The organism is Exiguobacterium sp. E17S, from assembly GCF_057772545.1.
This window is the reverse complement of the sequence record NZ_JBYLRU010000001.1, coordinates 1,574,528-1,598,724: the sequence shown is the minus strand read 5'-3', so window position 1 is coordinate 1,598,724 and position 24,197 is coordinate 1,574,528. Positions and strand designations below refer to the sequence as shown.

The 24,197-nt window shown below is 48.6% G+C and carries 23 protein-coding genes; 14 read left to right on the top strand and 9 right to left on the bottom strand.

All coding sequences use genetic code 11. From position 1 onward, the window contains the following. Nucleotides 1-66 precede the first annotated feature (66 nt). The gene (locus tag AC3B4V_RS08275; protein ID WP_290721269.1) at nt 67-1,773 is read right to left on the bottom strand and encodes a M3 family oligoendopeptidase; all 1,707 of its coding nucleotides are present in this window, start codon (nt 1,771-1,773) and stop codon (nt 67-69) included. A gap of 175 nt (nt 1,774-1,948) precedes the next feature. Here AC3B4V_RS08275 and AC3B4V_RS08270 point away from each other — a divergent pair, with 175 nt between their 5' ends. From AC3B4V_RS08270 to AC3B4V_RS08235, 8 genes are all read left to right on the top strand, one after another. Beyond that, nucleotides 1,949-2,452 carry a PTS sugar transporter subunit IIA gene (locus AC3B4V_RS08270; protein ID WP_035396161.1) on the top strand — a complete coding sequence of 168 codons (504 nt, stop codon included), beginning with the start codon at nt 1,949-1,951 and terminating at the stop codon, nt 2,450-2,452. A 158-nt stretch (nt 2,453-2,610) separates the two neighbouring features. Beyond that, on the top strand, nt 2,611-3,372 hold the full coding sequence (locus tag AC3B4V_RS08265; protein WP_214723972.1) for an ABC transporter ATP-binding protein: 762 nt from the start codon (nt 2,611-2,613) through the stop codon (nt 3,370-3,372). Further along, a complete protein-coding gene (locus AC3B4V_RS08260; protein WP_488378116.1) occupies nt 3,359-5,275 on the top strand; it encodes an ABC transporter permease in 1,917 nt (638 codons plus the stop codon). The genes AC3B4V_RS08265 and AC3B4V_RS08260 overlap by 14 nt, the downstream gene beginning before the upstream one ends. Nucleotides 5,276-5,372: 97 nt before the next feature. After that, nucleotides 5,373-6,059: a response regulator transcription factor gene (locus AC3B4V_RS08255; RefSeq protein WP_047393119.1), complete on the top strand. Its 687-nt coding sequence runs from the start codon at nt 5,373-5,375 to the stop codon at nt 6,057-6,059. Continuing rightward, on the top strand, nt 6,056-7,048 hold the full coding sequence (locus AC3B4V_RS08250) for a sensor histidine kinase (RefSeq protein ID WP_481266176.1): 993 nt from the start codon (nt 6,056-6,058) through the stop codon (nt 7,046-7,048). Before AC3B4V_RS08255 ends, AC3B4V_RS08250 begins: the two co-directional genes overlap by 4 nt. Next, a complete protein-coding gene (locus AC3B4V_RS08245) occupies nt 7,041-7,805 on the top strand; it encodes an ABC transporter ATP-binding protein (protein WP_488378115.1) in 765 nt (254 codons plus the stop codon). The genes AC3B4V_RS08250 and AC3B4V_RS08245 overlap by 8 nt, the downstream gene beginning before the upstream one ends. Continuing rightward, entirely contained in the window at nt 7,771-9,702 is a 1,932-nt protein-coding gene (locus AC3B4V_RS08240; protein ID WP_488378114.1) for an ABC transporter permease, read from the top strand. Before AC3B4V_RS08245 ends, AC3B4V_RS08240 begins: the two co-directional genes overlap by 35 nt. A gap of 30 nt (nt 9,703-9,732) precedes the next feature. After that, on the top strand, nt 9,733-10,362 hold the full coding sequence (locus AC3B4V_RS08235) for a helix-turn-helix domain-containing protein (protein WP_029342558.1): 630 nt from the start codon (nt 9,733-9,735) through the stop codon (nt 10,360-10,362). Nucleotides 10,363-10,410: 48 nt separating this feature from the next. Here AC3B4V_RS08235 and AC3B4V_RS08230 read toward each other — a convergent pair whose 3' ends face one another. The 3 genes from AC3B4V_RS08230 to AC3B4V_RS08220 all read right to left on the bottom strand — a co-directional run bounded on the left by AC3B4V_RS08230 (nt 10,411) and on the right by AC3B4V_RS08220 (nt 12,988). After that, complete coding sequence (locus AC3B4V_RS08230; protein ID WP_029342557.1) at nt 10,411-10,839, bottom strand: hypothetical protein; 429 nt, start codon at nt 10,837-10,839, stop codon at nt 10,411-10,413. Between the two features lie 66 nt (nt 10,840-10,905). Continuing rightward, nucleotides 10,906-12,105, bottom strand: a complete 1,200-nt coding sequence (locus AC3B4V_RS08225) for an ABC transporter permease (RefSeq protein ID WP_195864483.1) — start codon at nt 12,103-12,105, stop codon at nt 10,906-10,908. Beyond that, nucleotides 12,095-12,988, bottom strand: coding sequence for an ABC transporter ATP-binding protein (locus tag AC3B4V_RS08220; protein ID WP_064299374.1), 894 nt, complete (start codon nt 12,986-12,988; stop codon nt 12,095-12,097). The genes AC3B4V_RS08225 and AC3B4V_RS08220 overlap by 11 nt, the downstream gene beginning before the upstream one ends. A 177-nt stretch (nt 12,989-13,165) precedes the next feature. On the opposite strand from AC3B4V_RS08220, the gene AC3B4V_RS08215 reads away from it, so the two are divergent. Both AC3B4V_RS08215 and AC3B4V_RS08210 read left to right on the top strand, forming a co-directional pair. Continuing rightward, nucleotides 13,166-14,104 carry a VOC family protein gene (locus tag AC3B4V_RS08215; protein WP_488378113.1) on the top strand — a complete coding sequence of 313 codons (939 nt, stop codon included), beginning with the start codon at nt 13,166-13,168 and terminating at the stop codon, nt 14,102-14,104. Next, a complete protein-coding gene (locus AC3B4V_RS08210; RefSeq protein WP_214805444.1) occupies nt 14,101-14,697 on the top strand; it encodes an alpha/beta hydrolase in 597 nt (198 codons plus the stop codon). The genes AC3B4V_RS08215 and AC3B4V_RS08210 overlap by 4 nt, the downstream gene beginning before the upstream one ends. Before the next feature lie 60 nt (nt 14,698-14,757). Here the strand turns inward: AC3B4V_RS08210 and AC3B4V_RS08205 are convergent, their stop codons facing one another. Both AC3B4V_RS08205 and AC3B4V_RS08200 read right to left on the bottom strand, forming a co-directional pair. Further along, nucleotides 14,758-15,225: a hypothetical protein gene (locus tag AC3B4V_RS08205; protein ID WP_214746825.1), complete on the bottom strand. Its 468-nt coding sequence runs from the start codon at nt 15,223-15,225 to the stop codon at nt 14,758-14,760. 332 nt (nt 15,226-15,557) lie between these two features. Beyond that, nucleotides 15,558-16,298 (bottom strand): SGNH/GDSL hydrolase family protein, encoded by a 741-nt coding sequence (locus AC3B4V_RS08200; RefSeq protein WP_050678748.1) that lies wholly within the window; start codon nt 16,296-16,298, stop codon nt 15,558-15,560. A gap of 42 nt (nt 16,299-16,340) precedes the next feature. Here AC3B4V_RS08200 and AC3B4V_RS08195 point away from each other — a divergent pair, with 42 nt between their 5' ends. Beyond that, complete coding sequence (locus tag AC3B4V_RS08195; RefSeq protein ID WP_488378112.1) at nt 16,341-17,402, top strand: acyltransferase family protein; 1,062 nt, start codon at nt 16,341-16,343, stop codon at nt 17,400-17,402. 57 nt (nt 17,403-17,459) lie between these two features. Then, the gene (locus AC3B4V_RS08190) at nt 17,460-17,792 is read left to right on the top strand and encodes an Asp23/Gls24 family envelope stress response protein (protein ID WP_029342549.1); all 333 of its coding nucleotides are present in this window, start codon (nt 17,460-17,462) and stop codon (nt 17,790-17,792) included. A gap of 38 nt (nt 17,793-17,830) precedes the next feature. Here AC3B4V_RS08190 and AC3B4V_RS08185 read toward each other — a convergent pair whose 3' ends face one another. Both AC3B4V_RS08185 and secA2 read right to left on the bottom strand, forming a co-directional pair. Beyond that, nucleotides 17,831-18,592: an SLAP domain-containing protein gene (locus tag AC3B4V_RS08185; RefSeq protein WP_064299378.1), complete on the bottom strand. Its 762-nt coding sequence runs from the start codon at nt 18,590-18,592 to the stop codon at nt 17,831-17,833. Continuing rightward, a complete protein-coding gene (secA2, locus tag AC3B4V_RS08180; RefSeq protein ID WP_488378111.1) occupies nt 18,576-20,939 on the bottom strand; it encodes an accessory Sec system translocase SecA2 in 2,364 nt (787 codons plus the stop codon). Before secA2 ends, AC3B4V_RS08185 begins: the two co-directional genes overlap by 17 nt. A 279-nt stretch (nt 20,940-21,218) precedes the next feature. On the opposite strand from secA2, the gene pgmB reads away from it, so the two are divergent. Beyond that, complete coding sequence (pgmB, locus tag AC3B4V_RS08175; protein WP_488378110.1) at nt 21,219-21,890, top strand: beta-phosphoglucomutase; 672 nt, start codon at nt 21,219-21,221, stop codon at nt 21,888-21,890. 93 nt (nt 21,891-21,983) lie between these two features. Here pgmB and AC3B4V_RS08170 read toward each other — a convergent pair whose 3' ends face one another. After that, nucleotides 21,984-23,468 (bottom strand): N-acetylmuramoyl-L-alanine amidase family protein, encoded by a 1,485-nt coding sequence (locus AC3B4V_RS08170; protein WP_488378109.1) that lies wholly within the window; start codon nt 23,466-23,468, stop codon nt 21,984-21,986. 292 nt (nt 23,469-23,760) lie between these two features. Between AC3B4V_RS08170 and AC3B4V_RS08165 the strand changes: the two genes are divergently transcribed. Beyond that, nucleotides 23,761-24,162 (top strand): Rok-like winged helix domain-containing protein, encoded by a 402-nt coding sequence (locus tag AC3B4V_RS08165; protein ID WP_029342544.1) that lies wholly within the window; start codon nt 23,761-23,763, stop codon nt 24,160-24,162. Nucleotides 24,163-24,197 lie beyond the last annotated feature (35 nt).

Here is a 24,197-nt window from a genome sequence, read left to right as displayed (position 1 = left end):
TCTTCTTTTATTGATGTTGCTCGAGATGTTCTGACTTTTAGTCAGTACGACCTTGCACGCGAAGAATTAAACGCGATCGAGCACGAGATCGTCTGCTTGTTCAAGATACGCTTTGACCGGTGCGACTGCTGCCTCGACCGTACCTGGAGCGAACGGAGACTTCAATCCAGCACGTTCGACGAGCGTAAGGAAGCTTTCCGATCCACCGGCACGACAGAGATCGAGATACGACTTCCAAGCCGCTTCCCGGTCTTGTTCCATCCAAGCATAGAACTGGAAGGCACAGACTTGAGCGAGCGTGTAATCGATATAGTAGAACGGACTGCCGAAGACGTGTCCCTGCTGATGCCACCATGCGCCAGAGTCGAGATAATCATTCGCTTCGTAATCACGATGCGGCAGGTATTTCTTTTCAATCGTCCGCCATGCTTCGCGACGCTCAGCTGGTGTCAATTCCGGTTGATTGTAGATGACGTGTTGGAACTCGTCAATCGCAACGCCGTACGGAAGGAATGTGACGCTTCCTGCGAGGTGATTGAACTTGTATTTCGCTGTCTCTTCACCGAAGAACTCTTCCATCCACGGATAAGCGAAGAATTCCATCGACATCGAGTGAATCTCACACGCTTCATACGTTGGGAAAGCACTCTCTGGAGCTGTCAGGTGACGGCTCTCATAAACCTGGAACGCATGACCGACTTCGTGAGTCAGGACATCGATGTCGCCTGCCGTTCCATTGAAGTTCGAGAAGATGAATGGGAGTTTTTCGTCTGCGATGTAGGTACAATACCCACCGCCGGCTTTCCCAGGCTTCGCCGTCAAATCGAGTGCTTCCCGGTCGAGCATGTAGTTGAAGAACTCGTTCGTCTCCGGTGACATCTCTGCGTACATCTTTTTGCCACCTTCAATGATGAACGACTCTTCGCCTTTAGGTGTCGCATTACCAGACTTGAAGGCAAATCCTTCATCGTAGTAGTACAAGTGATCGACACCGATGCGTCGTTGCTGGCGTTCTTTAAGTTGTGTCGCGAGCGGAACGATCGTCTCACGGATTTGTTCGCGGTACTGTTCGACCATCGATTGGTTATAATCGACGCGGAGCATCCGTGCGTATCCGAGCTCGACGAACGATGGAAAACCAAGTGTCTTCGCGATGTCTGTCCGGATGCGAACGAGTTTGTCGTAGATCGTATCGATTGCTTCACCATGCTCGTTTAAGTAGCCATAGCGTGCTTCAGAAGCTGCTTTACGGACATCACGATCAGGTGATTGAAGATAGGGACCGAACTGCGACAAGTTCAACGTCTTGCCATCGAACTCGATTTGAGCAGAAGACATCAGTTTCGTATATTCACTCGAGAGACGGTTCTCTTCTTGGAGTTTCGGAATGATCTCTTCCGAGAACGTCTTCAGGCTCGCTTCCGCAATCAGGAATAACTGTTTGCCTTGCGTCTGTTCGAGTTCGCTGCGGAGTGGATGCGTCGTCAACGCTTGATAATAGCTTGAGACATATCCTTGATAGATCGCACTCGCTTCATCAAAGAATCCTTGTTCCGTTTCGTAGAACGTATCGCGTGTATCGATCGTGTGACGGATCTCGACGAGCTGGCTTGCCGTTTCAAATTGATTTCTGAGGGTATTAATCTCAGTGATGGCTGCGTTTGCTTCATCTACCTGTTTGGCTTCCGTCAGTCGAGCGATCGCTTGATTCATGGATGTTTCAAGCAAGGCAAGGTCAGGACGGACATATGTAATTTCTGAAAATGGTAACATGTAAGCGCCTCCTTATGATTTCTAACTATTATCACACAAAAATACTTGCAAAACCAGAGGGACAAACGTATGCTTTTTGTGAGAACGTGAGCGAGCTGTCTGACAGCTTACTCCTATAAAAAATCGAAACTTCCATTCGGAAGAAAAACGATCGAGAAAGTAGAGGGATAGTATCATGGGATTCTTAAAAAAATTGTTTGGTGGTAACGACGCAGGAAACGCGAAAATCGCTTCTGCACTTACAGGTAAAATCGTCAACATCGAGAACGTACCCGATCAAGTTTTCTCTCAAAAAATGATGGGCGACGGTGTCGCGATCGAGCCGACAGAAGGTAAAGTTGTTTCGCCGATCAACGCAACGGTTGAAACGATCTTCCCAACAAAACACGCAATCGGTCTAAAAGGTGAAGATGGTCTTGAACTGTTGATCCACGTTGGTCTTGATACAGTTAACCTTAAAGGTGAAGGCTTCACGGCTCACGTCCAGTCAGGTGACAAAGTCAAAGCAGGAGACGTCCTCGTCGAGTTCGACCTTGACTACATCCGTGCGAACGCACCATCGACGATCACACCGATCATCGTGACGAACCACGATCAATTCACGCTTTCAGCTGTACCAGCTGAAGGAACTTCTGTTGTCGCAGGCGACACAGAGCTCTTCAAAGCAACACATAAATAAGATACGATACGCCTCCATTCCTTGCGGATGGGGGCTTTTTTTGTCGTCTCCTCCCGTGTCTTACCGTTTTGTAAGAGAAGTGAAAGCAAAGTCCATTTTGAGAAAAGCAGGGAAGGACTAGACTGAGTGTAACGAATCAAACACAGGAGGCAATACAGATGAAAGCAATCTTACAAGCAGAACAGATTTCAAAAACGTATCAAACGAAAACAGCGCGCCACGAAGCACTGCGTCCGACGACGCTCCGTGTCCACGAAGGAGAGTTCGTCAGTATCATGGGGCCATCCGGTGCCGGGAAATCGACATTACTCAATCTGCTGTCGACGATCGATCAGCCGACGGACGGCTCGATTTTAATCAACGGAGCAGACGTGACAGCGATGAAGGAAAAACAATTAGCCCGTTTCCGTCGGGAGCAACTCGGCTTCATCTTCCAGGACTTCAATCTCCTCGATACGATGACGGTTCGAGAAAACATCGCCTTACCGCTATCACTCGCGAACGTCGATAAAAAGATGATTTTAGAACGTGTCGATCGTGTGGCGCGTCAACTTGGTATCCACGACTTACTCGATAAACGTCCCGTCGAACTATCAGGTGGACAAAAACAACGGACGGCTGCCGCTCGCGCCATCATTCATGATCCGTCGCTCATTTTAGCCGACGAGCCGACCGGTGCGCTTGACTCGAAGTCGGCAACAGGATTGCTCGAAGCGATGCAAGCGCTCAACGACGAAGGCGCAACGATCTTGATGGTGACGCATGACCCGATGACAGCGTCTTATGCGGAACGGATTCTGTTCGTCAAGGATGGAGAGCTGTTCAAGGAAGTCCATCGCTTCGGTTCACAGAAGGAATTCTTCGAGCAGATCATGGAAGTCCAACGCGAACTCGGAGGTGCCGTCCGTGAGCTTGTCTAAACTGGCGTTTCAAAATTTGAAGAACATCCGTCAAAACGTGATGTACCTCGGTGCCGTCACGTTTGCGATTCTTATTTATTACACGTTCCTCGCGATTCGATCGAATGAAGCGATGCTTCAGGCGAACGAATTGTACGGGAAACTGGGAACGGTCTTTACGGGAGCAAGTGTCATTCTAGCGCTTTTCTCTGCCATCTTCATCTGGTATTCAAGTGACTTCTTCTTACGCCGCCGTAAGAAGGAAATCGGACTTTATGCATTGCTTGGTCTAGAGCGTGGGCAAATCGCCCGACTGATCTTCCTTGAGACGATGGGGTACGGAGTGATTGGTCTGATCCTCGGGATTGCGATCGGTACCGTCGCTTCGAAGTACTTCGTGCAATTGCTGGCTTCCGTCATGGCGATGCAAGTCGATGCGACCTTTACGATCAGCGGAGCTTCCGTCATGCAGACGATTGGTGTCTTTCTGTTGATTTTTCTGATCATCGCCTTACGTTCGGCACGAACGATTTATCGTTTTACATTGATTGAACTGTTCAAGGCAGAACAACAAGCGGAATCCTTACCAAAAGTCCATCCGATTCTGGCCGTTCTTTCGGTCGTCTTGATCGGTGTCGGTTACTATTTAACGGGACAACCATTGATGGATCACTTTACGATCGTCGCACCGCTCTTGGTGCTCTGCGTCATTCTCGGGACGTTCGGAACGATGAGTTACTTCACGATCTTCTTATTGCGCGTCTTAAGTAATCAAGCGCGGCACTTTAAAGGGACGAATTTAATTCTGAACGGGCAATTGTTGTCACGGATCAAATCGAATGCCGTCATGCTATCGACGATTACTGTCATCACTGCGGTGACATTGACGACGGTCGGTACAGCGACATCGATCTATTACTTCATCGATCAGACGGTCGAGGAGCAAGTCCCGTACAGTCTGTCGATTGCCAGTAAACAAGCGGAAGCGGAAAAGCTGATTGCGAAGTCTGACCAAAAGATCGACAGCCGGACGATGGTCAACGTCAAGAACGTCGACCATGAGATGACCGATCTGCCGAACCCTCTGACGTTTACACGTTACTACGCGACGTATGCATATGAAGACCAACCGGGACAATTCAGCTACGTCAACTATTCGGACTACGTCAAGCTCGCGAAAGCGAACGGGAAAACGGTCATCAAAGAACCGAAACAAGGCGAAGCGATCGTCCTTGAGACGTTCAAAGGAAACGATTTGTTGAAGATGAAAGTCAAATCGCCGGTCGGTGTTAAAATCAAGGACGTTCATGATTCCTTTCGTATCACCGCTGCGACGAATCTACCAATCGCTCAACTTTATGAGAAACAGCGGCTCGCCTTCGTCGTAAACGATGATGCGTTCGCGAAGATGCCGGAAAAAGGCTTCACGCTGACGAATTATCAGTTCTCAGATGAACGTCATGACGATGGATTGATGAAACAGTTGACACAACTATATGGAAAACAAGCGGACACGGAGATGGCGGCTTATTATCCTGTCTACGCGATGACAACGGCAACGACGGGCTTACTCGCGTTTGCTGCCGGCTTCCTCGGTCTCGTCTTCTTACTTGCGACAGGTTCGATCATCTACTTCAAGATGCTCGCGGAAGCAGAAGAATCGAAACAACGGTTTGCCATCATCCAGAAGATCGGTGTCGATGAGAAGGAACAGACAGGCATCATCCGTCGCCTTGTCGGATTCGTCTTCTCCTTACCGTACGTGCTCGGACTCGTTCATAGTTTAGTTGCGATGCAGGTCTTGCAGAAACTGTTGAACTACAACATCGTTCGACCGACATTACTTGCGATTGTTTGTTATACGATCGTCTATCTGATCTACTATATCGTCACGGTTCGTGCGTACCGCCGCATCGTCACGTGATGAACTAAATAGGGGTACACAGAACTGGAAACGGAATAATCGTTTCCAGTCCTTTTTGAGTTCGTTATGATAAAGGGAGAAGGAGTTGACATGAACGATGCATACGATTTTATTAGTCGAAGATGATATGAAGATTGCCACATTATTGAAAGAACTACTCGAACGCTATGATTTTAGAGTCGTCGTTGAAGATGGACGAGGGGATGTCGTCGCGGTCTATGAAGAGACGAATCCGGACGTCATTCTATTAGATGTCAATTTGCCGAAGTTTGACGGTTTTTATTGGTGTCGGCAATTGCGGATGAAGACACGGGCGCCGATCCTCTTCATCTCGGCACGGGTCGGGGAGATGGATCAAGTCATGGCGCTCGAATACGGAGCGGATGATTACATCGTCAAACCATTCCAAGGAGCGGTCGTCATCGCGAAGATTAAAAGTCAGATTCGCCGAGCATATGGCACGCTGTCGAACGAAACGGATGAGCGGACAGTGACAAAAGAAGGTGTCACGCTGTACTTAGATCGTTATATCGTCGAGTACGGGGAACAGTCGATCGAGCTATCGAAAAAAGAGGGGTTGATCCTTGAGATGCTGCTGACGGCAAGTCCCCGGATCGTCAGTCGGGGCGATCTGCTCGAACGGATTTGGGATGACGAAGCGTTCGTCGATGAGAATACGTTGAACGTCAATATCACGCGTGTCCGCAAACGACTTGCCGAGATTGGTGTCGCCGGACTTGAGACGGTGCGAGGCGTCGGTTATAAACTGGTTCTTGAACCATGAAGCTCTTTTTACGGCACGCGATACCAGGCATCATATTCTTTACTGGACAAATGCTGATTTTATATGCCGTCTTATGGCTCTATGATTTGTATCGCCCAGCAGCCTTCTTTTATATCGTACTTTTGAACAGTATCGGTCTTCTGATCTATCTCAGTTATCGTTTCTTCAGCATGCTTCCGTTGCTACGACGGATGCAACAGCCGGTTCAATCGGTCGCAGAACCGATTCGCAGTGATAGTGAAGAACCGATTTCCGTTGCCGTCGAACAATTTTTAGAGCGGCAACAGACATTGTTTCGAAACAGTCTGTTTGCTGAGCGACGAAAAGAAAAGGAACGGCATCGGTATGTCGATCAATGGATTCACCAGATGAAGACACCGTTATCCGTCATCGAGTTGATCCTTGAGCACCCAGGAGAACACTATCAAGCGGATTTACGTCAAGAGGTCGATCGATTGCGCAGTGGACTCGACCAGATGCTCTATTCGTCACGTTTAGAAGCAATCGAGACAGATTTGAAGGCGGAACGATTGGCACTGAAGCCGCTCGTCACGAGCATCATCAATCAAGAGAAACGATTATTCGTTAAAAATCAGGTCTTTCCGAAACTCGATATCGCTGAAGACGTGTACGTCTACACGGATGCGAAGTGGTTTCGTTTCCTCGTCCTACAGCTCGTGACGAACGCCATCAAGTACACGACGGGACATGGTCGTGAAGTCGTTCTGACGGCAGAAGTGACAAAGGGGCAAGTCGTCCTTTCGGTTCAAGATGATGGCGTCGGGATTCCAAAACGAGACGTCCCACGTGTCTTTAATGCGTTCTTCACTGGCGAAAACGGACGACGTTACGGAGAATCGACCGGGATGGGGTTGTATTTCGTCCAGCAAGTCTGCTTGAAGCTCGGGCATGAGATTGAACTCGAGAGTGAAGAAGGGGTCGGTACGACATGCCGGATTCGATTAGTAGGAGGTCGCGCACATGATTGAGGTCAAACAATTAGGGAAAGTCTATCCCGGAAAGGTGACGGAACAACCGCTGACGGATGTGAATTTCCGAGTCGAAGAAGGTGAGATGGTCGCGGTCATGGGACCGTCCGGTAGTGGGAAATCGACGCTGATTAACTTGCTTGCGACTCTCGACGAACCGAGTTGGGGATCAATTCTGATTGACGGCGTCGACACAGCGACGTTCAAACGAAAAGAGATGACACGTTTCCGACGCGAGACGCTCGGCATCATCTTTCAGGAATTCAATTTACTCGATTCGTTGACGCTCGGTGAGAACATGCTCGTCCCGTTGATGCTGTCAGGGAAAAAAACAAAGCTCGCGCGGGAAGAGATGGAAGAGTTGGCGCGTCGTCTACAAATTGATGATCTGCTTGATAAACAGGTCGATGAGGTCAGTGGTGGACAACGGCAACGGACGGCGATCGGTCGCGCCCTGATCCATACACCACGTCTGATGCTTGCGGATGAACCGACGGGAGCACTCGATTTCCAAGCGACGAAACACGTCATGGATGTCCTAGCCGAGTTGAACGCGACGGGGATGACGATGGTCATCGTGACACACGATCCACAAGTCGCGTCGTATTGTAATCATGTCTTGTTCCTAAAAGACGGTAGTATTCAAACGGAGTTGTTCCGCGATGAACCACGCCGTGTCTTTTTCCAACGGGTCATCGAATCGCTATCGTTGTTAGGAGGGGATGAGCATCAATTATCTGCAATACGCCCTACGTAACATCCGGCGCTATCAGCGCTTGTATTACGGCTATGCCTTGACAATCATCATCGCGATGACGATCGTGACAAGTTATTGGAACTTGTTGACGAATGGATCATTCCAAAACGTCGCTAAAATCCTCAGTCAATTGAACCAAGTCATCGAGATGACGATCTTCTTCGTCTTCATCGCAGAGCTGATCATCCTATTTTTCAGTGTACTGTTCATCTATTCGACGACCTATACGATGCTTGAGCACCGCAAGAACGATTTACGGACGATGCGGACGCTCGGCAGTGGTCTGTCGCATTTTTTAAAGTATTTTTTAATTGAAGTCTTGATCGTTGGTGGTTTAGCCATCACTGCGGGAATGATTTTAGGTAATGTCTTGACGAAGATGCTGTTGCTGTCCGTTGTCAAAGTCATGTTCTTACCAGCAATCGAATTCGAACTATCCTTTTATGCGATTCTTGCGTTGATTGGTGGTGCCTTCCTTGTGTTGCTGACGGCAACGGTCCTTGCGATCTACCGATTTCGTCCCGATCGACCGACACGTTCCCGTTCGCTATTTCGAAAACGAGCCTGGATTCTGACGCAAATCGGAGCGTTACTCCTGTTGATCTATGGTTATGCCTTAGCCTTTGTTCGGACGGAAGGATTTTATATATTTTTCCCACTTGTCATCTTCATCGGATCGTTTTTCATTTGTCGATATGTCTTACCGTGGTTAACCAAGTTATATCGACCACGTCGCTTGTCACTGCGGAAACTGATCGTCTCGGAAATCGCCAATCAATTGCGAACGAATAGTACGCTCATTGCCCTCGGAACGATTCTAACATCGTGTGCGCTAACAGCAGTCGGACTCGTTTTCTTGTTTCAATTGATTGGACTCGACTTATCATCACAGAACCAATTCGGGCTCGTCTATTACGAAGAGTCCGCTCAACCGACGAAACGATTAAAGGATATCAAGCAGACGATGACGGAGGCATTCCCGGATCGCTATCAGCAGGATATCCAAGTGAAGGCAGAAGGAACACGCGTCCTCTTACCGATCTCGTCGTACAACAAGATGATGCGGCAACTGGATCTTAAGGAGCGGACAGCAACGGGACGTCAAAGTTTCTTTGTACCAGCACGTCCGGTACAACTCGAAGAGAATACACCGACGATGAAAAAAGAGAAACAGGCGATGGAGAAAGAAGACTTTGAATTACTTCCCGCTGCTTCTCACGATTTAATATTTGGTTACAATTATCAAATCGAGACGATCTTCGTCGTCAGTGATGCCGTCTTTCAGACACTCAAGCAACCCGTCCGGCAAATCGTCGTCTTCGATACGCCAGCCTACCATGATTACGGAACGAAGGACTGGAAACAGTGGATGAAAATCGTCCGCAACATCCAGTCGGCAGCAAAGCTCGATGAGAAGCAACCGGTGCCCTATCAATTGATCAATGAGACGGAAGATGAGATGGACGGGATCCGAATCGTGCGACTCGTCACGTTCGTCGTCATTCTCCTGACGATCTGGTTATTCGTCATCAATGCCAGTTTTTTGCATGTGTGGATGCAGATGACGGCGGAACAGGAACAAAAGCGGATGAAGACGTTGTTTGCGCTAGGATTCGGTTCCAGGAACATCCGCTGCTACTTACTCATGAAGTATGGCGCTGTTCTGCTCATTCCGTATCTGATTTCTGTCTTTCATGCCTTTTTATTGTTCCAAGTCGTCGTCACACAAGCCGGACTACAGACGGGATCATTTCTTAACTTAGCTGTCTTTTGGATCAGTATCGTCACGGTCGGGTACTTCTTAAGTGTCCTACCGATTTGGTTGCGTTACCCACGGCATCTGTTTCGGAATTCATCCGAAAGTTCGATGTATCCGACACCGGATTCAAGGGTATGATGATACCATAGGAATAAGGGAGGGAATCGTATGCTAGACCATTCACCATATCGGGGTTACGGTGACCGGATTCGTATTTTACGGGAGCGTGCCGGGATTACGATCGAACAGTTGGCTGAACGACTCGGCGTCGCACCATACTTCATCCGCCGGACGGAGCTCAGCGAAGTCTATCCAACCAAACCCTACATCGAAGCATTGGCGGACGTCTTGAACATCGACGCTAGTTATTTGGCACGGCATATCTGGACAGGGGAGTCATTGAAGTTCATCATGCAACAGAACACACCGCTTGAAGAGATGAAGCTTGCTTATGAACAGACGCTCGGACAAGACGGGACGTGGGTCGAAGAACAGCTCGAAGAGCGAATGCGCCTGTTTGATTTAATGTATGATGAGGACGTCAAACGGATCGAGCAGACGATGAGTGCGACCGAGCAACGGATCTTCCATGAGCTCGTCGAAGCCGTGATGGAAGCAGGGGAATTGCAACGCGATCAAGCGGAAGAGACGTATGAGTTGTTCGAGGATAAATTACCATCGATGATGCAGCTCGATGAATACCTCGATCGTATGACGGACGGTGTCTCTTTATCGAGTTCAACCTATTATGCGGATTACAGCGACCGGAAAAGTCGTTCCCGCTATCATCGCAAATAAAAAAAGTCGCTGTCTTCTGATTGACGTTCAGAAGACAGCGACTTTTTATTAACGTTGTGGCATCGGGCGTGGACGACGCGTCTTTTGACGGATCCGACCGATGATGAAACCAATGATTGCATTTGCAATGACGAGTACCCAACCGACATAGCCGAAATTGAGAGTTAAGCTACCGAGCATCGCTTGCCATTTGAAAATCATCATCACATCACCACGTAAGACGAATCGCGCGATACAGACAAGTAAGACAGTCAGTCCGGCGATGAAGACACCGACCCAGCTTCCGTATAAACGAGAAGAGTGGCGGCGCACCGCAACGAAGGACCAGCAAAAGAGGCTAGAGACGAACGCCATGCCTCCATAGGCAAGTACGAGTTCCCATGTCGCACTCGCTTGCGGGAATTTCGTGAACATGACAAGTGACGAGACCATGGCAGCAGCTGTGAAAAGGATCGCTGCCCAAAAACGAGACCGCATAACGTAGTTCCTCCTAAAGGCTTTTTCTCACCTAACGATAGCGGAAACGATTCGTCTTGTAAACTGTTACCGGCGACCGCTTAAAATCCGGCGCAACTGTTTGAGTGGATTCGATCCATAGAACAGAACACCACCCCGGTAGAATTTCGTTCCGACGAACAAGGCAAGCGAGATGCTGATCAGCATCAAGATGAGCGAAATCGACACTTGCCATAGCGGTACATCGGTCAACATGACGCGCAGGAACATGACCATCGGTGTAAAGAACGGAACGAATGACAGGACGACGACAGCTTGGTTCGTCGGTGCATTCAGACTAAACATCGAAATCATGAAGGCAGCGACGATCAACAAGATGACCGGTAACGTCACTTGCTGCGCATCCTCGACCCGACTGACGAGCGAACCGAGTGCCGCGAGGAGCGTCGCGTACAGGAAGTATCCGAGCAGGAAGAAGACGAACAGATAAATGATCGTCCGAGCACTCAAGGAATCGAGTGATAACTGATCGAATAAACTACTGTTTTGAGCACTGTAGTAGCCGACACCGACGAGGATCGATAATTGTACGAGACTGACCGTAGCGATCGAGAGGATCTTCGCTAGCATATGTTGAATCGGACTCGCTGCTGAAATCAGCAATTCCATGACGCGGGATGACTTTTCGTTCGCGATTTCCGTGACGATCATCCCACCGTAAATCGCAATCGTGAAGTACATCAAGAACAGCAACACATAGACGAGCGCCGAGGCAGCAAAGAGTTCATCCTCACTTTTCCCACCTGTCGACGTCAACTCCTGTTTGACAGGAACAGGTTCAGCGAGCGAAGCAAGGACGTTCGGATCGATTTCAGCATCCGTGATGACGGCTTGATCACGGACTTGTTTGACGACCGTTGCGACCTGTGTCTGTAATTCAGACTCAGGACTAGCACTGACGAGTGTCACGTCATATGAATCCTGAACGATTGCCACGGCATCGAATGTACCACGGTCGACTGCCTTTCGTGCTTGTGCGACCGTATAGTCCTTCGTCGTGATGTCTGAAGTGACACCAGCCTTCTTCAAGGCCGGACGAAGATCGGTCGACAATTCACTAACGAGAGCAACTTTCGGATCGTCACCCGAAAACCAGTCGAGAATCCGTTCGATATTACCGAAGCCGACGAGGAACAGGACCATCAGGACCGTCGAAATCAAAAAGCTTTTAGCACGTAATTTTTGTAGTAGATTGAAGCGATATAAAGTCAGGAATTTACGGTTCATAACGTTTGCCGACCTCCTCGATGAAGATATCCTGTAGGGATAACTGATCCCAGACGAAACGATCGACATGGTGTCCTTGACTGACGATATGTTGGAGAAGTTGATCAGCCGCTTCTTTTGAAGAGACTTGGACGATATGCCCATTGTTGTCTGACTCGACTTGTAGGACACCTGGCAAGCTATCCCACAGGAGTGGTGGAGCATCTGTCGTCAAGAGGACACGTGTTTTTCCGTATCCCGCCTTGATGTCAGGGAGATAGCCAGCAACGACGGGTTTTCCGTGATCGAGGATCGCGACGTGTTCGCAGAGTTCTTCAACATGATCCATCCGGTGACTTGAGAAGACGATCGTCGTTCCGTCGACGGTTAACTTTTTGACAGCACGTTTTAATTGTTCGGCGTTGACCGGATCGAGTCCACTGAATGGTTCATCTAAAATCAGCAGTTCAGGTTTATGTAGGACGGCAGAGATCAACTGAATTTTTTGTTGATTTCCTTTTGAGAGTTGTTCGACGCGCATTTTTTCATACTGCGGAATTTGGAAATAGTCGAGCCATTCCGTCAAGGCTCGTTTCGCATCCTTCCGTTTCATATCCCGGAGTTCTGCGAGGAACAAAAGTTGTTCATCGACGCGGACTTTTGGATACAGCCCTCGTTCTTCCGGAAGGTATCCAATCTTTGAAGTCGGGATGCGCTCTCCGTTCCAGGTGATCGATCCTTCAGTCGGTTGCAGTAGACCGAGCAACATCCGGAACGTCGTCGTCTTTCCAGCACCGTTCGCCCCAAGCAAACCAAAGATTTGCCCGCGCGGCACCTCGATCGTCAGAGCATCTACGGCCGTAAAATCGCCGAAACGCTTCGTGATGTGTTTGATTTCTAACATATGAACCTCCTTTAAAGACGTCTGTTGCACGACAAGTGTACCATTGTTACCTAGTGTCCTACGGTCTAAATTGGATAAAGGTTCCAGAAAAAACGAGAAAAGGCTTATTAGTTTACTTTTTGTTCTTTGGTTACTATTATTGTGTTAATAGATACGACTGAAGGAGGAACGCATCATATGAAAACGCAAGGCATTCATCATATCTCAGCAATGGTCGGCGATCCACAAGAAAATCTCGATTTTTACGGAACCATTCTCGGACTAAGATTCGTCAAAAAAACGGTCAACTTCGATGATCCAGGAACATACCACTTCTATTTTGGAAATGAATCCGGGGCACCGGGAACGATCATCACGTTCTTTCCGTTTAAAGGCATGGCAAAAGGACAAGTCGGTGCCGGACAAGTCGGAACAACAGCTTACGCGATTCCGGTCGGGGCAGCAGATTTTTGGAAAGCGCGGCTGACAGAAAAAAACGTCTCGTTTGAAGAGACGGTTCGGTTCGGAGAGCAACAGATCGCCTTCGAAGATCCACATGGTCTCCAGATTGAACTCGTCGAACGCGAGGCAGGACCAGACAGTCGCTATGAAATCGACGGCATCACACGTGAGGTCGCCATCAAAGGGTTCGCGGGAGCGACGTTACTATCACGGGATCCATCAGACACAGCAAAATTACTGACAGACACATTCGGACTGACACTCAGCAAACGGACTGAAACCGTTGACCGGTATATCGCAGAAGGCGAGTTCGGGAATGTCGTTGACGTCGTTCATGGTCAAATGCCAATCGGTCGTCCGGGAACGGGAACGGTTCACCATATCGCGTGGCGGGCAACGGATCAAAAGGAACAACTCGACTGGATGAACGCCATCAACGCGTTCGGTTTGCTGACGACTGAAGTGAAGGACCGCAATTACTTCACATCGATCTATTTCCATGACCGCGGTCGGATCCTCCATGAAATTGCGACCGACAATCCAGGATTCGCAATCGATGAAGCGTTCGAGATGCTCGGAGAAGACTTGAAGTTGCCTGAACAACTCGAAGCACATCGCAGTGCAATCACAAATCATGTAACACCTATTACTGTACCGAAGGGGAGACTCGTATGATTCATTTATACCAAGCACCAAAAACAGCAGACGCACCTATCTTTTTATTCTTACATGGCACAGGCGGAACGGAACAAGATCTCGTCGGACTCGTCTCGTTGCTCGATTCGGAAGCAGGCTACTTGTCCGTCCGCGGGGAAGTCTCGGAAAACGGGATGCCACGATTCTTCAAACGACTCGCGGAAGGCGTCTTCGATGAAGAAGACCTCGCTTTACGGACAGCGCGTTTAATTCAGTTTTTACGTGATCAGGCAGCGGAGCGTGACTTCGCGCTCGATCGTCTGATTCCAGTCGGATACTCGAACGGGGCGAACATCGCGGCGAATATGTTGTTCGAAGAAGCTTTGTTCAAACAAGCGATTCTGTTGCACCCGATGGTACCGCGTCGTGGTGTGACGTTACCTGATTTATCGGATGTGCGCGTCTTCATTGGTGCCGGAAGCAATGATCCGATTTGTCCGGCTCAGGAAACGGAAGAGTTATCAGCACTCTTGAAACAAGCTGGTGCATCAGTCGACGTCACGTGGTCGAATTATGGTCACCAACTCGTCATGCCAACGATTGAAGCAGCAACGGATTGGCTGAAACAGTAAAAAAAGGGCTGTCCCATCTACTTCTTTCATAGAAGATGATGGGGCAGTCCTCTTTTTGTTTCAAGCAGGATGATCACTTTTTGGTCGAGAATAGACGATGAGCACACCACGCTCGACGAGCTGGAGGGCGAGCGTCTGTTTCACTTCTTCCGATGCTTTCGTCTTGGCAAGTTGTCTGTAGAGCAGGCGAAGTTCACGGCGCATCGTCTTGCGGATCAGCCACATGCTATCAATCGTCGTACACCAACCGGTCACGGTTTCGTGTCCGATGTAATACTGGGTCTGACGTTCAAGATAACGAATCCACCACTCGTCACGCGCCATTTTTAGTACGATACCCGTGAGACCAAGTACAAGGATGGCGAGGGGAATGCTTTCATATAAAGGAAGACGACTAATAACAGTACCAACATTCGTGACGAGGGCAAGCATCCCCCATCCTATGCATCCGATGACAAGCCAATATCCAAAGTTGAGAGTACTTCGATGTCGTAACGTCACTTTCGGCGTAAGCAATGAAGTGGCCATCAGAAACACCTCCTTGTTAAATAATCGAATTTTCTGACAATTTGTAGTTGTCCTTCTACTATAGTTACTTTTTCCCGAATCGTCTAGTCATTAGACATGGAAAATGTGTTTCTTTCTTGACGAAATTCGTGTACGCTAAATGTAGAAGTGAGCGGTTACATAAAGGGGGATATAAAGAAATGATGGATCAAGTGATTTGGATTGCTGTCGGTATCGTTGCCGTTGCAGTTTTCTCAGCATCGAGCGTCGCAGCGTACATGGGTGTCAAAAACCAAGAAGACTAATAATCGAAAGCGGCTCATCCCGGAAATCGGGATGAGCCGCTTTTTCGTTTAGTTATTTGCTGTCAAATCGGTTTTCAGCGCATAGGGTTTCAGCGCATCACTCCAGCGCAGGTAACCGCCACCGACGAGATGGAGTCCATCGTACGTCATCCGATTTTGCAGGTATCCCTGTTTATTCGTCAAGACAGGTCGTAGATCAACGAATGGAACATCCACCGATTGAGCAAGGTTTTGTAAATTCCGGTTCAACGCTTCGACGTCCCGATTGATTCGGACGGAGTCCGAATATTTCGGTGCGACAGGAACGGTTGACTGAATGACGACGTCGATGTTATTTTTTCGAAGTGTCGTCACAATCGTCGTCATGTTCTCAGTGATTTGCGGAATCGGTGTATAGTGACGAATATCATTGATACCGCCCATCAAGAAAACGCGTTTTGGTTTCATCTCAATGATCAAGTCGAGGCGAGTCAAAAAGCCTTCTGTCGTATCACCAGGAATCCCGAAATTCACGATCGTCGGGTCTTCCATCAAGATACGCCAATCGGCAAAATTCGTCATCGAGTCGCCTAACATGACAGCGTTCGCTGATTTTGGGTATTGATAAGTATGGAATAGACTATTCAGACGGACATAGTTCGGGTTCTTATCGTATTGGAAGGTCGTGACTGGAGTCGTACTCGTTGCAGGTAAGACGCTTTCGAATAGTTCGAGCGGTTTACGTCCCAGTAACAATGCAAGGAGAACGACGTTCAAGACGACAGATAGAATCAGGAGTGTCTTTTTCATAAACATTCGTTCCTTTCGAGGGAGTATAAGGGGTAGTGTAACATGAATCGGAATCCGTGGTTTGATAATATCAAAGGTTTTCTTGTCATTTTCGTCGTCATAGGTCACATGCTGACGGATTTACGGTTTGATTATGACGGAAAGTTGCTTGAGACGGTTTATCTGTTGATTTACTCGTTTCATATGCCATTATTCATTATTTTAAGCGGTTATTTCTTCCGCGAAAACAAGTATTTACGTGTCATCCAACTATTTGCCGTCTACTGTGTCTGGCAAATCTTAATTGGATCTTGGGCGACGCTTGGAGAAGGATTGCCGCTCTTTTCTGGTGAAAACATCGGTACGCATCTCCTACGTCCCTACTGGGCACTTTGGTATCTGTTCGTCATGGTCGTCTGGTATATCGTGACGCCGTATGTCGTTCACTTGCGTGGATATGTCTGGTTCGGTCTTGCCTTCGCCTTGCTGTATGGATTTGAACTCGAGAACACTGGATTCTTGGCACTTCGGAAGCTGATCATGTTCTATCCGTATTTCTTGCTCGGGAACTATCTATCGGAACACGAATTCATCCGCATCTTCGAGATGCCGAAGAACTTCAAGCGCCGGATGAACGTCCGCTTGATTGGTGGTGTGACGTTCGCAGCCGTCATGGGCTTCTTATTGTTCGAGGCGTGGCGTGACACACCGCAAGAGATCGTCGATTTCGCGAATGCCTTCAAGCATCGTTTCCCGTACGCTGAACAGTATGACAGTGACACGTGGATTGGTGTACTCAAGCATAGCGTCATCTATGTCTTGTCGATCGCGGCCTCGCTCGGTTTCATGATGTTGATCCCGATGCGTCGTCTTCCGCTCATCACACGAGCTGGGGAACTCAGCCTCTACGTCTATCTACTCCATGTCTTCTTCGTCATGGCGTGGCGTCAATATGTGACGGATGCATTCGTACCGCAACCGTGGCTCGCTTTACTGATCATGATTGGCGTCGCCTTGTTGATCGTTGGTATCATCATACACCCGCTCGTCGTCCGTGTCCTCCGTCCTTTGATTGAGATTGACATTCGTCCGATCGTCGAGAAACGGGAAGACCTTTTAAAATAAGGCGGAATGCATTACACTTTAAGATAGATGGATTACTAGACGAAGGGCGTGGAAGGTATGTCATATAATTTAAATAATGCGGACGGTGTCGTGAACGTCTCGCAACAAGTCATCGAGGTCATCGCAGGGGTAGCCGTTCAAGAAACGGAAGGCATCGCCTTTACAGCAGATGATTCGAAACTGCAGGAAAAACAGATGGTCAAACTCGTAAAAGTCGAAGATGTCGGTGGCGACATCACGGTCAGTCTGTCCGTGCATATCAAATACGGCATGTCGATCATCAAGACAGCTGGAAAAGTCCAAGAACGGATTGCGCAAGACATGGAAAACATGCTTGCGTTCCAACCAAAAGCGATCAACGTCCGCGTCATCGGACTCTTAAAAGGATAAGTAAAACGTCTCGGCATCTTGTGTGCCGAGACGTTTTTTTAGGAAGAGGGAGGAAGATAACGGAGACCGAATGCAGGGACGTCTGTTGCGGTGCAGGCGAAACGGAGACGAATCGCATGTTGGCTATGAGCGGGTAAGGACAATCCAGGATGGGTGACGTCTGCGAGTGGCGTCTCGTCATCCATCAATTCGAACGTTAGCGCCTCAAGCGTCAGTGTCTGATCGCTGGCATTACGGACGAGGACGGTCGCGGTCACAGTATCCGGCTCGCGCATGATTGAGACCGGTAATAACGACCAGCCATCTGCTGGAGGTGTCGGGTGCGAATAAGCGACTTGACGGATGATGCGTCGTTCCGATTCCGTGAAGTCGTCTTCGATGAACAGCTCGGTCAGCGTCTCACTTGAGAAGACGAGCTGCAATGGCTCCGTCAACTGCTCGAGGTCGACGAAACATTCGTCTTCTTCGAACGTCAACCAGAGCGGCAACGTCGCCATCGGGAGTATGACAGGAACTTCTTCGATACTGAGGACTTTCCGAGCGACGAGTTCGTCACCGGAGAGTGCAAGGACGACGAGATCATTCAGATGGAACGACCGGGACAACGTGTTTTGGAACAAGGCGATGACTTGAAGTGGACGGCGCGATAAGACTTGAAACAGATGGATTGCCATCTGATTGACCTGTAACTCAGGTAGTTGTTTCGCGACGTGACGAAAGACGTATTCATCTTCCTTGACGATCGGCATGTCCTCCGTGAAATAGAGTGGGGGACGAAACACTTCATTCGACGTGTGCATGGTGCAGTTCTCCTTCGCTATCGTATGTCTGTTCGGCGCGGCAGATGCCAGAAAGGACCTGCTTTTCGAAACTCGCAATGGCATATTCGAAGTAATCCATGCCTTCTCGCTCAAAGATGCGGACTGGTTGCTCTTGTCCGTAACTCCGGAGGTGGATTCCTTCTTTTAAGCTGTTCATGGCTGTTAAATGGCGCGTCCATTGCTCATCCAGTGCAAGGAGGATGAAGCGTTTGACGGTCTCTTTTTCAGCCGCAACATGGGCAACGAGTAAGGCTTCAGTGTCAGCAATCAGCGGCTCAAGTTGGCGTTTCATCTCGTCGATCGTTTCCAGTCGTTCTAACGTGACCGGTTGATGCAACAGTTGCTCGAGTTCTGTCGTGACGAGAGCCAGTGGCCATTCTTCCGGGACGAGATCGTCAGAAAGTGTTTGGTCGATGATCGACGGCAAGACACGTCCGGCAAACGGTTGGACGATGTCTTCAAGTGACGTCACATCAACGATTCTATTGCGGAGATGATAGATTGCTTGCCGTTGTTCGCTGATGACTTCTTCGAGCTGGACGAGTTCATCTCGAACACTCCGATTGACGGATTCACACGTCGACTGAGCGAACTGCAATAGATCCCGAACGTCACGTGAAGCCAGTGGACCGGAAGCATCTCGTACTTTTTGTTGCACGCGTGCGAGACGGTCGCGCGCGAAACGACGTGGCAGTTCATCTTCGAGCGAGAGATAAAATTGCGTCAATCCGGGATCGCCTTGGCGACCTGCTCGACCACGGAGTTGGTTGTCAATCCGAATCGATTCATGGCGTTCGGTTCCGATGACGAACAAGCCGCCTTGTTGTTGTGCCGTTTCATCAAGTAAAATATCCGTTCCGCGACCTGCCATGTTCGTGGCGATCGTGATTCGACCGGCTTGTCCGGCTGAAGCGATGATCCGGACTTCCTGATCGACGGTTTTTGCGTTCAGGATCTCGTAGGTGAGTTCATGTGTATCAAGTGTCTTCGCGACGCGTAAGGACTGTTCAATCGATGAAGTACCGATCAGAACTGGTCGTCCCGTGACGTGTGCCGATTTTGTCGCCAGCGCGATCGCTTCTAATTTTTCGTCACGCGTCGCAAAGATGACGTCCTCCGCATCGATCCGGATTTTCGGTCGATTCGATGGAATCGTCACGACATCCATCCCGTATGTCTTTTGAAACTCCTCCCGTGACGTCGCCGCTGTACCCGTCATTCCTGCCACCTGATGATAGAGACGGAAATAATGCTGAATCGTGATTTGTGCCGTCGTCCGGTTCTCTTCCGTGACGGGAACACCTTCTTTTGCTTCAAGTGCCTGATGTAACCCGTCGGATAGACTGCGTCCTTCCATCAGACGACCCGTGAAGAGGTCGACGAGCGCGATTTTTTGATCCTTGACGATATAGTCGACATCTCGCTTGAGGACGACATGAGCACGTAAGGCTTGAATGACGTAATGGAAGAGGACGGAGTGCTCAGCAGCAAACAGATGATCAATCGCAAACGCCTCTTCGATCGTCTCAATCCCATGGTCAGTCAAGGCGACCGCTTTAATCTCTTCGTCGAACGTATAATCCCGCTCGTCTTCGAATGTCTGGACGACATGACGGACGAGTTGCTGTAACCCTTCGTGGACACTGTCTCGTTCCGCCATGATGAGTGGCGTTTTCGCTTCATCGATTAAAATGCTATCGACTTCGTCGATCAAAGCGAAATGAAGCGGACGTTGCAGACGTTCCGTCGGCTCCATGATCAGATGATCGCGCAGGTAATCGAACCCGAATTCAGTTCCGACACCGTATGTAATGTCTGCTGCGTAGGCGATCCGTTTTTCCTCAAACGTAGCTTCAGCGGAATTGATTCCGACCTGCAACCCTAAAAATCGGTGAATCTGACCGATTTGCTCCGCATCGCGTTGTGCCAGATACTCATTGACGGTAATGACGTGGACACCTTTTCCGTGAAGCGCCTGAGTGAAGCTCGCGAGTGAAGCAACGAGCGTCTTTCCTTCACCGGTCGCCATCTCGGCGATTTGTCCTTCAAGTAACGCCAGACCGCCCATGAGCTGCACATCGTAATGCCGTAAGCCGAGCGTTCGTTTACTCGCTTCTCGGACAAGGGCGAATGCCATTGGTGTGATTGCATCGATTCGTTCCCCGGCTTGTAGCCGCTCACGTAATGAGGCGGTCAATTCACGTAACGCTTGATCGGATGTTTGTTCCATTTCTCGTTCTAGGCTATTGATCGTCGTTACGATTTTTTCATAACGATGAATTCTTCGACTTTGATCATTCAACAACTGTTTAACACGTTGAAACATCTTCGTCACTCCCTCATATGCTATGAGATTCATTATAGCAGTTAAAAAATGTAAAACGAATAGTAAAGAACGAAATAAGTAAAACATTCCCTTAAAATTGAAAGCGTTATCAATATTAACGTGTTTCGTGCTTAAAAATAGAAAATCAGAAATATTTGATAACGCTTGCAAAGATTCGGAAGAACCAGTAAAATTATTCATAAGGCAAGTGCAATCGTTTGCGCAAAGTCATTCGATTTCTTGCCTTTCATGGACGATGGAAGAAAGGATGGATGTCGGATGGCACCAACGATCGAAGCGGTCATTTTTGATTTAGACGGCGTAATTACCGATACAGCAGAGTATCATTACTTAGCGTGGAAACAACTTGGAGAGGATTTGGATATCCCGTTCGACCGGGAATTCAATGAGACATTAAAAGGTGTCAGCCGGATGGATTCACTCGAGCGTATCCTTGCGCTTGGTGGAAAACAGAACGCTTTTTCGGAGGAAGAGAAGCTAGCACTTGCTGCGAAGAAAAACGAACACTACGTCACATTGATTCAACATATCTCTGAACAGGATCTTCTTCCTGGAATCACTGCATTCCTCGATGAAATCCGAAACGCTGGGCTGAAGATCGGAATGGCGTCCGCCTCTAAAAATGCGCTGATGGTCGTCGAGGCACTAAAGGTCCGACACTATTTCGATGACATCGTAGACGCTGCGACCGTTGCACAATCGAAACCACACCCTGAAGTGTTTCTCCGTGCTGCAGAAGCACTCGACGTCGAACCGAGTCGTTGCATCGGTGTAGAAGATGCGACAGCTGGCATTACTGCCATCCACGCTGCCGGCATGTATGCCGTCGGAGTTGGACCGAAGTCGGCGCTCCATGAGGCAGACTATCGTGTCGATTCGACAGATTTGCTATCCCTTGAGCAAATCCTCGCTAGTCGCTCCCTTGTCTGAACCATTCCCTGATGGTGAAGGACATTCCTTGAAAGTTATGTGTATGCAAAAAGGATCGCTTCCCTGAGCGATCCTTTTTGATATGGCGTTGATTTAAAGTGAGGCGAGAATACCGTCTGCGATTGCTTGCGCGTAACGTGACTGATACGATGCGTTCGTCAGTTTCGCACGATCCGCGCTGTTCGAGAGGAACCCGAGTTCCGCTAGAATCGACGGTGCTTTCGTACCACGAATGACGGCATAGTTCGCATAGTGAACGCTTCGGTCGCGCATGCCGGCGTAGGAGACGAGGCGTTGTTGGACATTACGAGCAAGGTTGATCGAAGAGGCGCCTTTATAGTAGAAGGTCTCTGCTCCGTATGCTTGCATACTCGTTGAAGCATTGATGTGGACACTGACGAAAGCAGTCGTTGCATGACTGTTCGCAAGGGCACTTCGCTCTCCAAGTGACGGATAGTAGTCGTTCGTATAGCGTGACATCGTCACATCGACTTTTCCGGCAAGACGCTCGGCGACTTGTTTCGTGACAGCAAGGACGATGTCACGCTCTGTCACGCCGTAACGAACTGCACCTGCGTCGTGTCCTCCATGACCTGGGTCAAGGACGAGAAGTGGACGATTCGATGGTGCCGGTTGGAACAACGTCAGATACGTCGCATCGACATAACCGCTTTGACCACTTGCCGTCCGGACGGCGACGAACCCTTTCGTTTGATGACGCGCATTCGTGACGACGACAGGAGTACCACGTCCAAGACGAGCGATTTGACCACTGAGCGTCGATGCACTCGCACGAAGCGCGACACTATTGCCTGATGGGATCAACACATACATCTTTGAACCACTATAATCGACGTTTCCAGTCGTCGAGGCAGGAACGGAAGTCCCTTTCTTCAGGTACGTTCCCATGACATACCCCGTTTTCCCTTGGTACTGGACCGTGTGCCAATTCGATTTAACGGCGAGGGAATTGACGGCAGTTCCACTTGGAATCGTCGTCAGGACTTTTCCGGATGTCGAAGGAGACGAACGGAAATTCAAGCGATCCGTCGTCGTATAGACCGTCGTTTTGGCTGGTGTAGTCACTTTCTTTAAATACGAACCAGAAACATAACCGGTCTTATTTGCATAGGTCACTTTATACCAATTCCCGCTTTTGAAACTTGATTGTACACCGGCTCCCTTAGGAATCGTCAGTAATCGAGTAGAAGATGTCGTTGCGGCACTACGTAAGGATAGCGCATCCGTCGTCTGATAAGACGTCTTCGAAAAAGAAGTGCCACTCTCGATTTTTTTCAGATAAGATCCGGTCACATATCCCGTCTTTCCTTTATATGACAACTTATACCAAGAGCCTTTTCGATAGCTCGATGTGACTTTCGTCGTCTTCGGGATCGTCAGCAATTTTTTAGAAGACGTCGAGTTCGAACTGCGTAGATTCAAGGCATCTGTCGTCTGATACGAAGTTTTCGTAAAGGTTGTACCAGAAGCAGCCGATACAGTAGAAGTAGAAGCGAAGCAACCGGATACCAACGAAAGTACTAGAGCGGTACGAAGTGTTTTAGGTAATTTGCCCATTAAATTTCCAGTCTCCTTTTCGGTAAAATAAGAAAGATATATATTGAATTAGTAGAACTTAAGTATTATTAAAATAGTTAAATATCGAAATTATATGTTCCGTTTTCACTCCTTTCTGTTAATATGAGGTGTAGCCAATTTATCGGTAAGGATATGAAAATATTACAGGATAATTAAATAATTAAAGAAATTATATATTATCAAGACAAATTATAGTTTAAAATATTTCAAAATACATACAATTGAAACATGATTGAAACATTAATGTATAAAAAGGAAAGAGGGGCAAGGAATGGGTAACAGTGAACATATCTACCGCGAACTAATGGAAATCGAGGAGGAATACCGTCGCTTACAGCGGCGTGCCGAGTATCTGATCTCGGAATTAAGCCGTGGAACGGGAGAACATTCGCAAGAAGTCGCCGTCACGCATGAGCGTCCGTTAAAACAACGTCGTGTCAACCAACGGTACCCGCTAGAAGTCTACGTGCACCAAATCAGCGATTTGATGCGCGAGCGTGAATCAATGACAGCACGTGACATCCAAATGGAGCTTGAATTGCGTTACCGTCACCAAATTAGTAACATCTACCAATTGATGGCGAAAGTCGAACAGGCAAACCCTGCCATCAAAAAAGTCGGGCGCGGTATCTATACATATGATCCAGCTGCTGAAGTACCAATCTTCATGTAAGAGCCGCTCGTCGGCTCTTTTTTTTTTATGATATA

Excerpts from the sequence above, each read along its gene's own strand:
- AC3B4V_RS08245 (WP_488378115.1), top strand. The coding sequence starts at position 7,041 with ATGATTGAGGTCAAACAATTAGGGAAAGTCTATCCCGGAAAGGTGACG.
- AC3B4V_RS08225 (WP_195864483.1), bottom strand. The coding sequence starts at position 12,105 with ATGAACCGTAAATTCCTGACTTTATATCGCTTCAATCTACTACAAAAA.
- pgmB (WP_488378110.1), top strand. The coding sequence starts at position 21,219 with ATGGCACCAACGATCGAAGCGGTCATTTTTGATTTAGACGGCGTAATT.
- AC3B4V_RS08165 (WP_029342544.1), top strand. The coding sequence starts at position 23,761 with ATGGGTAACAGTGAACATATCTACCGCGAACTAATGGAAATCGAGGAG.
- AC3B4V_RS08195 (WP_488378112.1), top strand. The coding sequence starts at position 16,341 with ATGAATCGGAATCCGTGGTTTGATAATATCAAAGGTTTTCTTGTCATT.
- AC3B4V_RS08255 (WP_047393119.1), top strand. The coding sequence starts at position 5,373 with ATGCATACGATTTTATTAGTCGAAGATGATATGAAGATTGCCACATTA.
- AC3B4V_RS08240 (WP_488378114.1), top strand. The coding sequence starts at position 7,771 with ATGAGCATCAATTATCTGCAATACGCCCTACGTAACATCCGGCGCTAT.
- AC3B4V_RS08205 (WP_214746825.1), bottom strand. The coding sequence starts at position 15,225 with ATGGCCACTTCATTGCTTACGCCGAAAGTGACGTTACGACATCGAAGT.
- AC3B4V_RS08275 (WP_290721269.1), bottom strand. The coding sequence starts at position 1,773 with ATGTTACCATTTTCAGAAATTACATATGTCCGTCCTGACCTTGCCTTG.
- secA2 (WP_488378111.1), bottom strand. The coding sequence starts at position 20,939 with ATGTTTCAACGTGTTAAACAGTTGTTGAATGATCAAAGTCGAAGAATT.
- AC3B4V_RS08190 (WP_029342549.1), top strand. The coding sequence starts at position 17,460 with ATGTCATATAATTTAAATAATGCGGACGGTGTCGTGAACGTCTCGCAA.
- AC3B4V_RS08185 (WP_064299378.1), bottom strand. The coding sequence starts at position 18,592 with ATGCACACGTCGAATGAAGTGTTTCGTCCCCCACTCTATTTCACGGAG.
- AC3B4V_RS08200 (WP_050678748.1), bottom strand. The coding sequence starts at position 16,298 with ATGAAAAAGACACTCCTGATTCTATCTGTCGTCTTGAACGTCGTTCTC.
- AC3B4V_RS08270 (WP_035396161.1), top strand. The coding sequence starts at position 1,949 with ATGGGATTCTTAAAAAAATTGTTTGGTGGTAACGACGCAGGAAACGCG.
- AC3B4V_RS08235 (WP_029342558.1), top strand. The coding sequence starts at position 9,733 with ATGCTAGACCATTCACCATATCGGGGTTACGGTGACCGGATTCGTATT.
- AC3B4V_RS08170 (WP_488378109.1), bottom strand. The coding sequence starts at position 23,468 with ATGGGCAAATTACCTAAAACACTTCGTACCGCTCTAGTACTTTCGTTG.
- AC3B4V_RS08215 (WP_488378113.1), top strand. The coding sequence starts at position 13,166 with ATGAAAACGCAAGGCATTCATCATATCTCAGCAATGGTCGGCGATCCA.
- AC3B4V_RS08250 (WP_481266176.1), top strand. The coding sequence starts at position 6,056 with ATGAAGCTCTTTTTACGGCACGCGATACCAGGCATCATATTCTTTACT.
- AC3B4V_RS08220 (WP_064299374.1), bottom strand. The coding sequence starts at position 12,988 with ATGTTAGAAATCAAACACATCACGAAGCGTTTCGGCGATTTTACGGCC.
- AC3B4V_RS08265 (WP_214723972.1), top strand. The coding sequence starts at position 2,611 with ATGAAAGCAATCTTACAAGCAGAACAGATTTCAAAAACGTATCAAACG.
- AC3B4V_RS08210 (WP_214805444.1), top strand. The coding sequence starts at position 14,101 with ATGATTCATTTATACCAAGCACCAAAAACAGCAGACGCACCTATCTTT.
- AC3B4V_RS08230 (WP_029342557.1), bottom strand. The coding sequence starts at position 10,839 with ATGCGGTCTCGTTTTTGGGCAGCGATCCTTTTCACAGCTGCTGCCATG.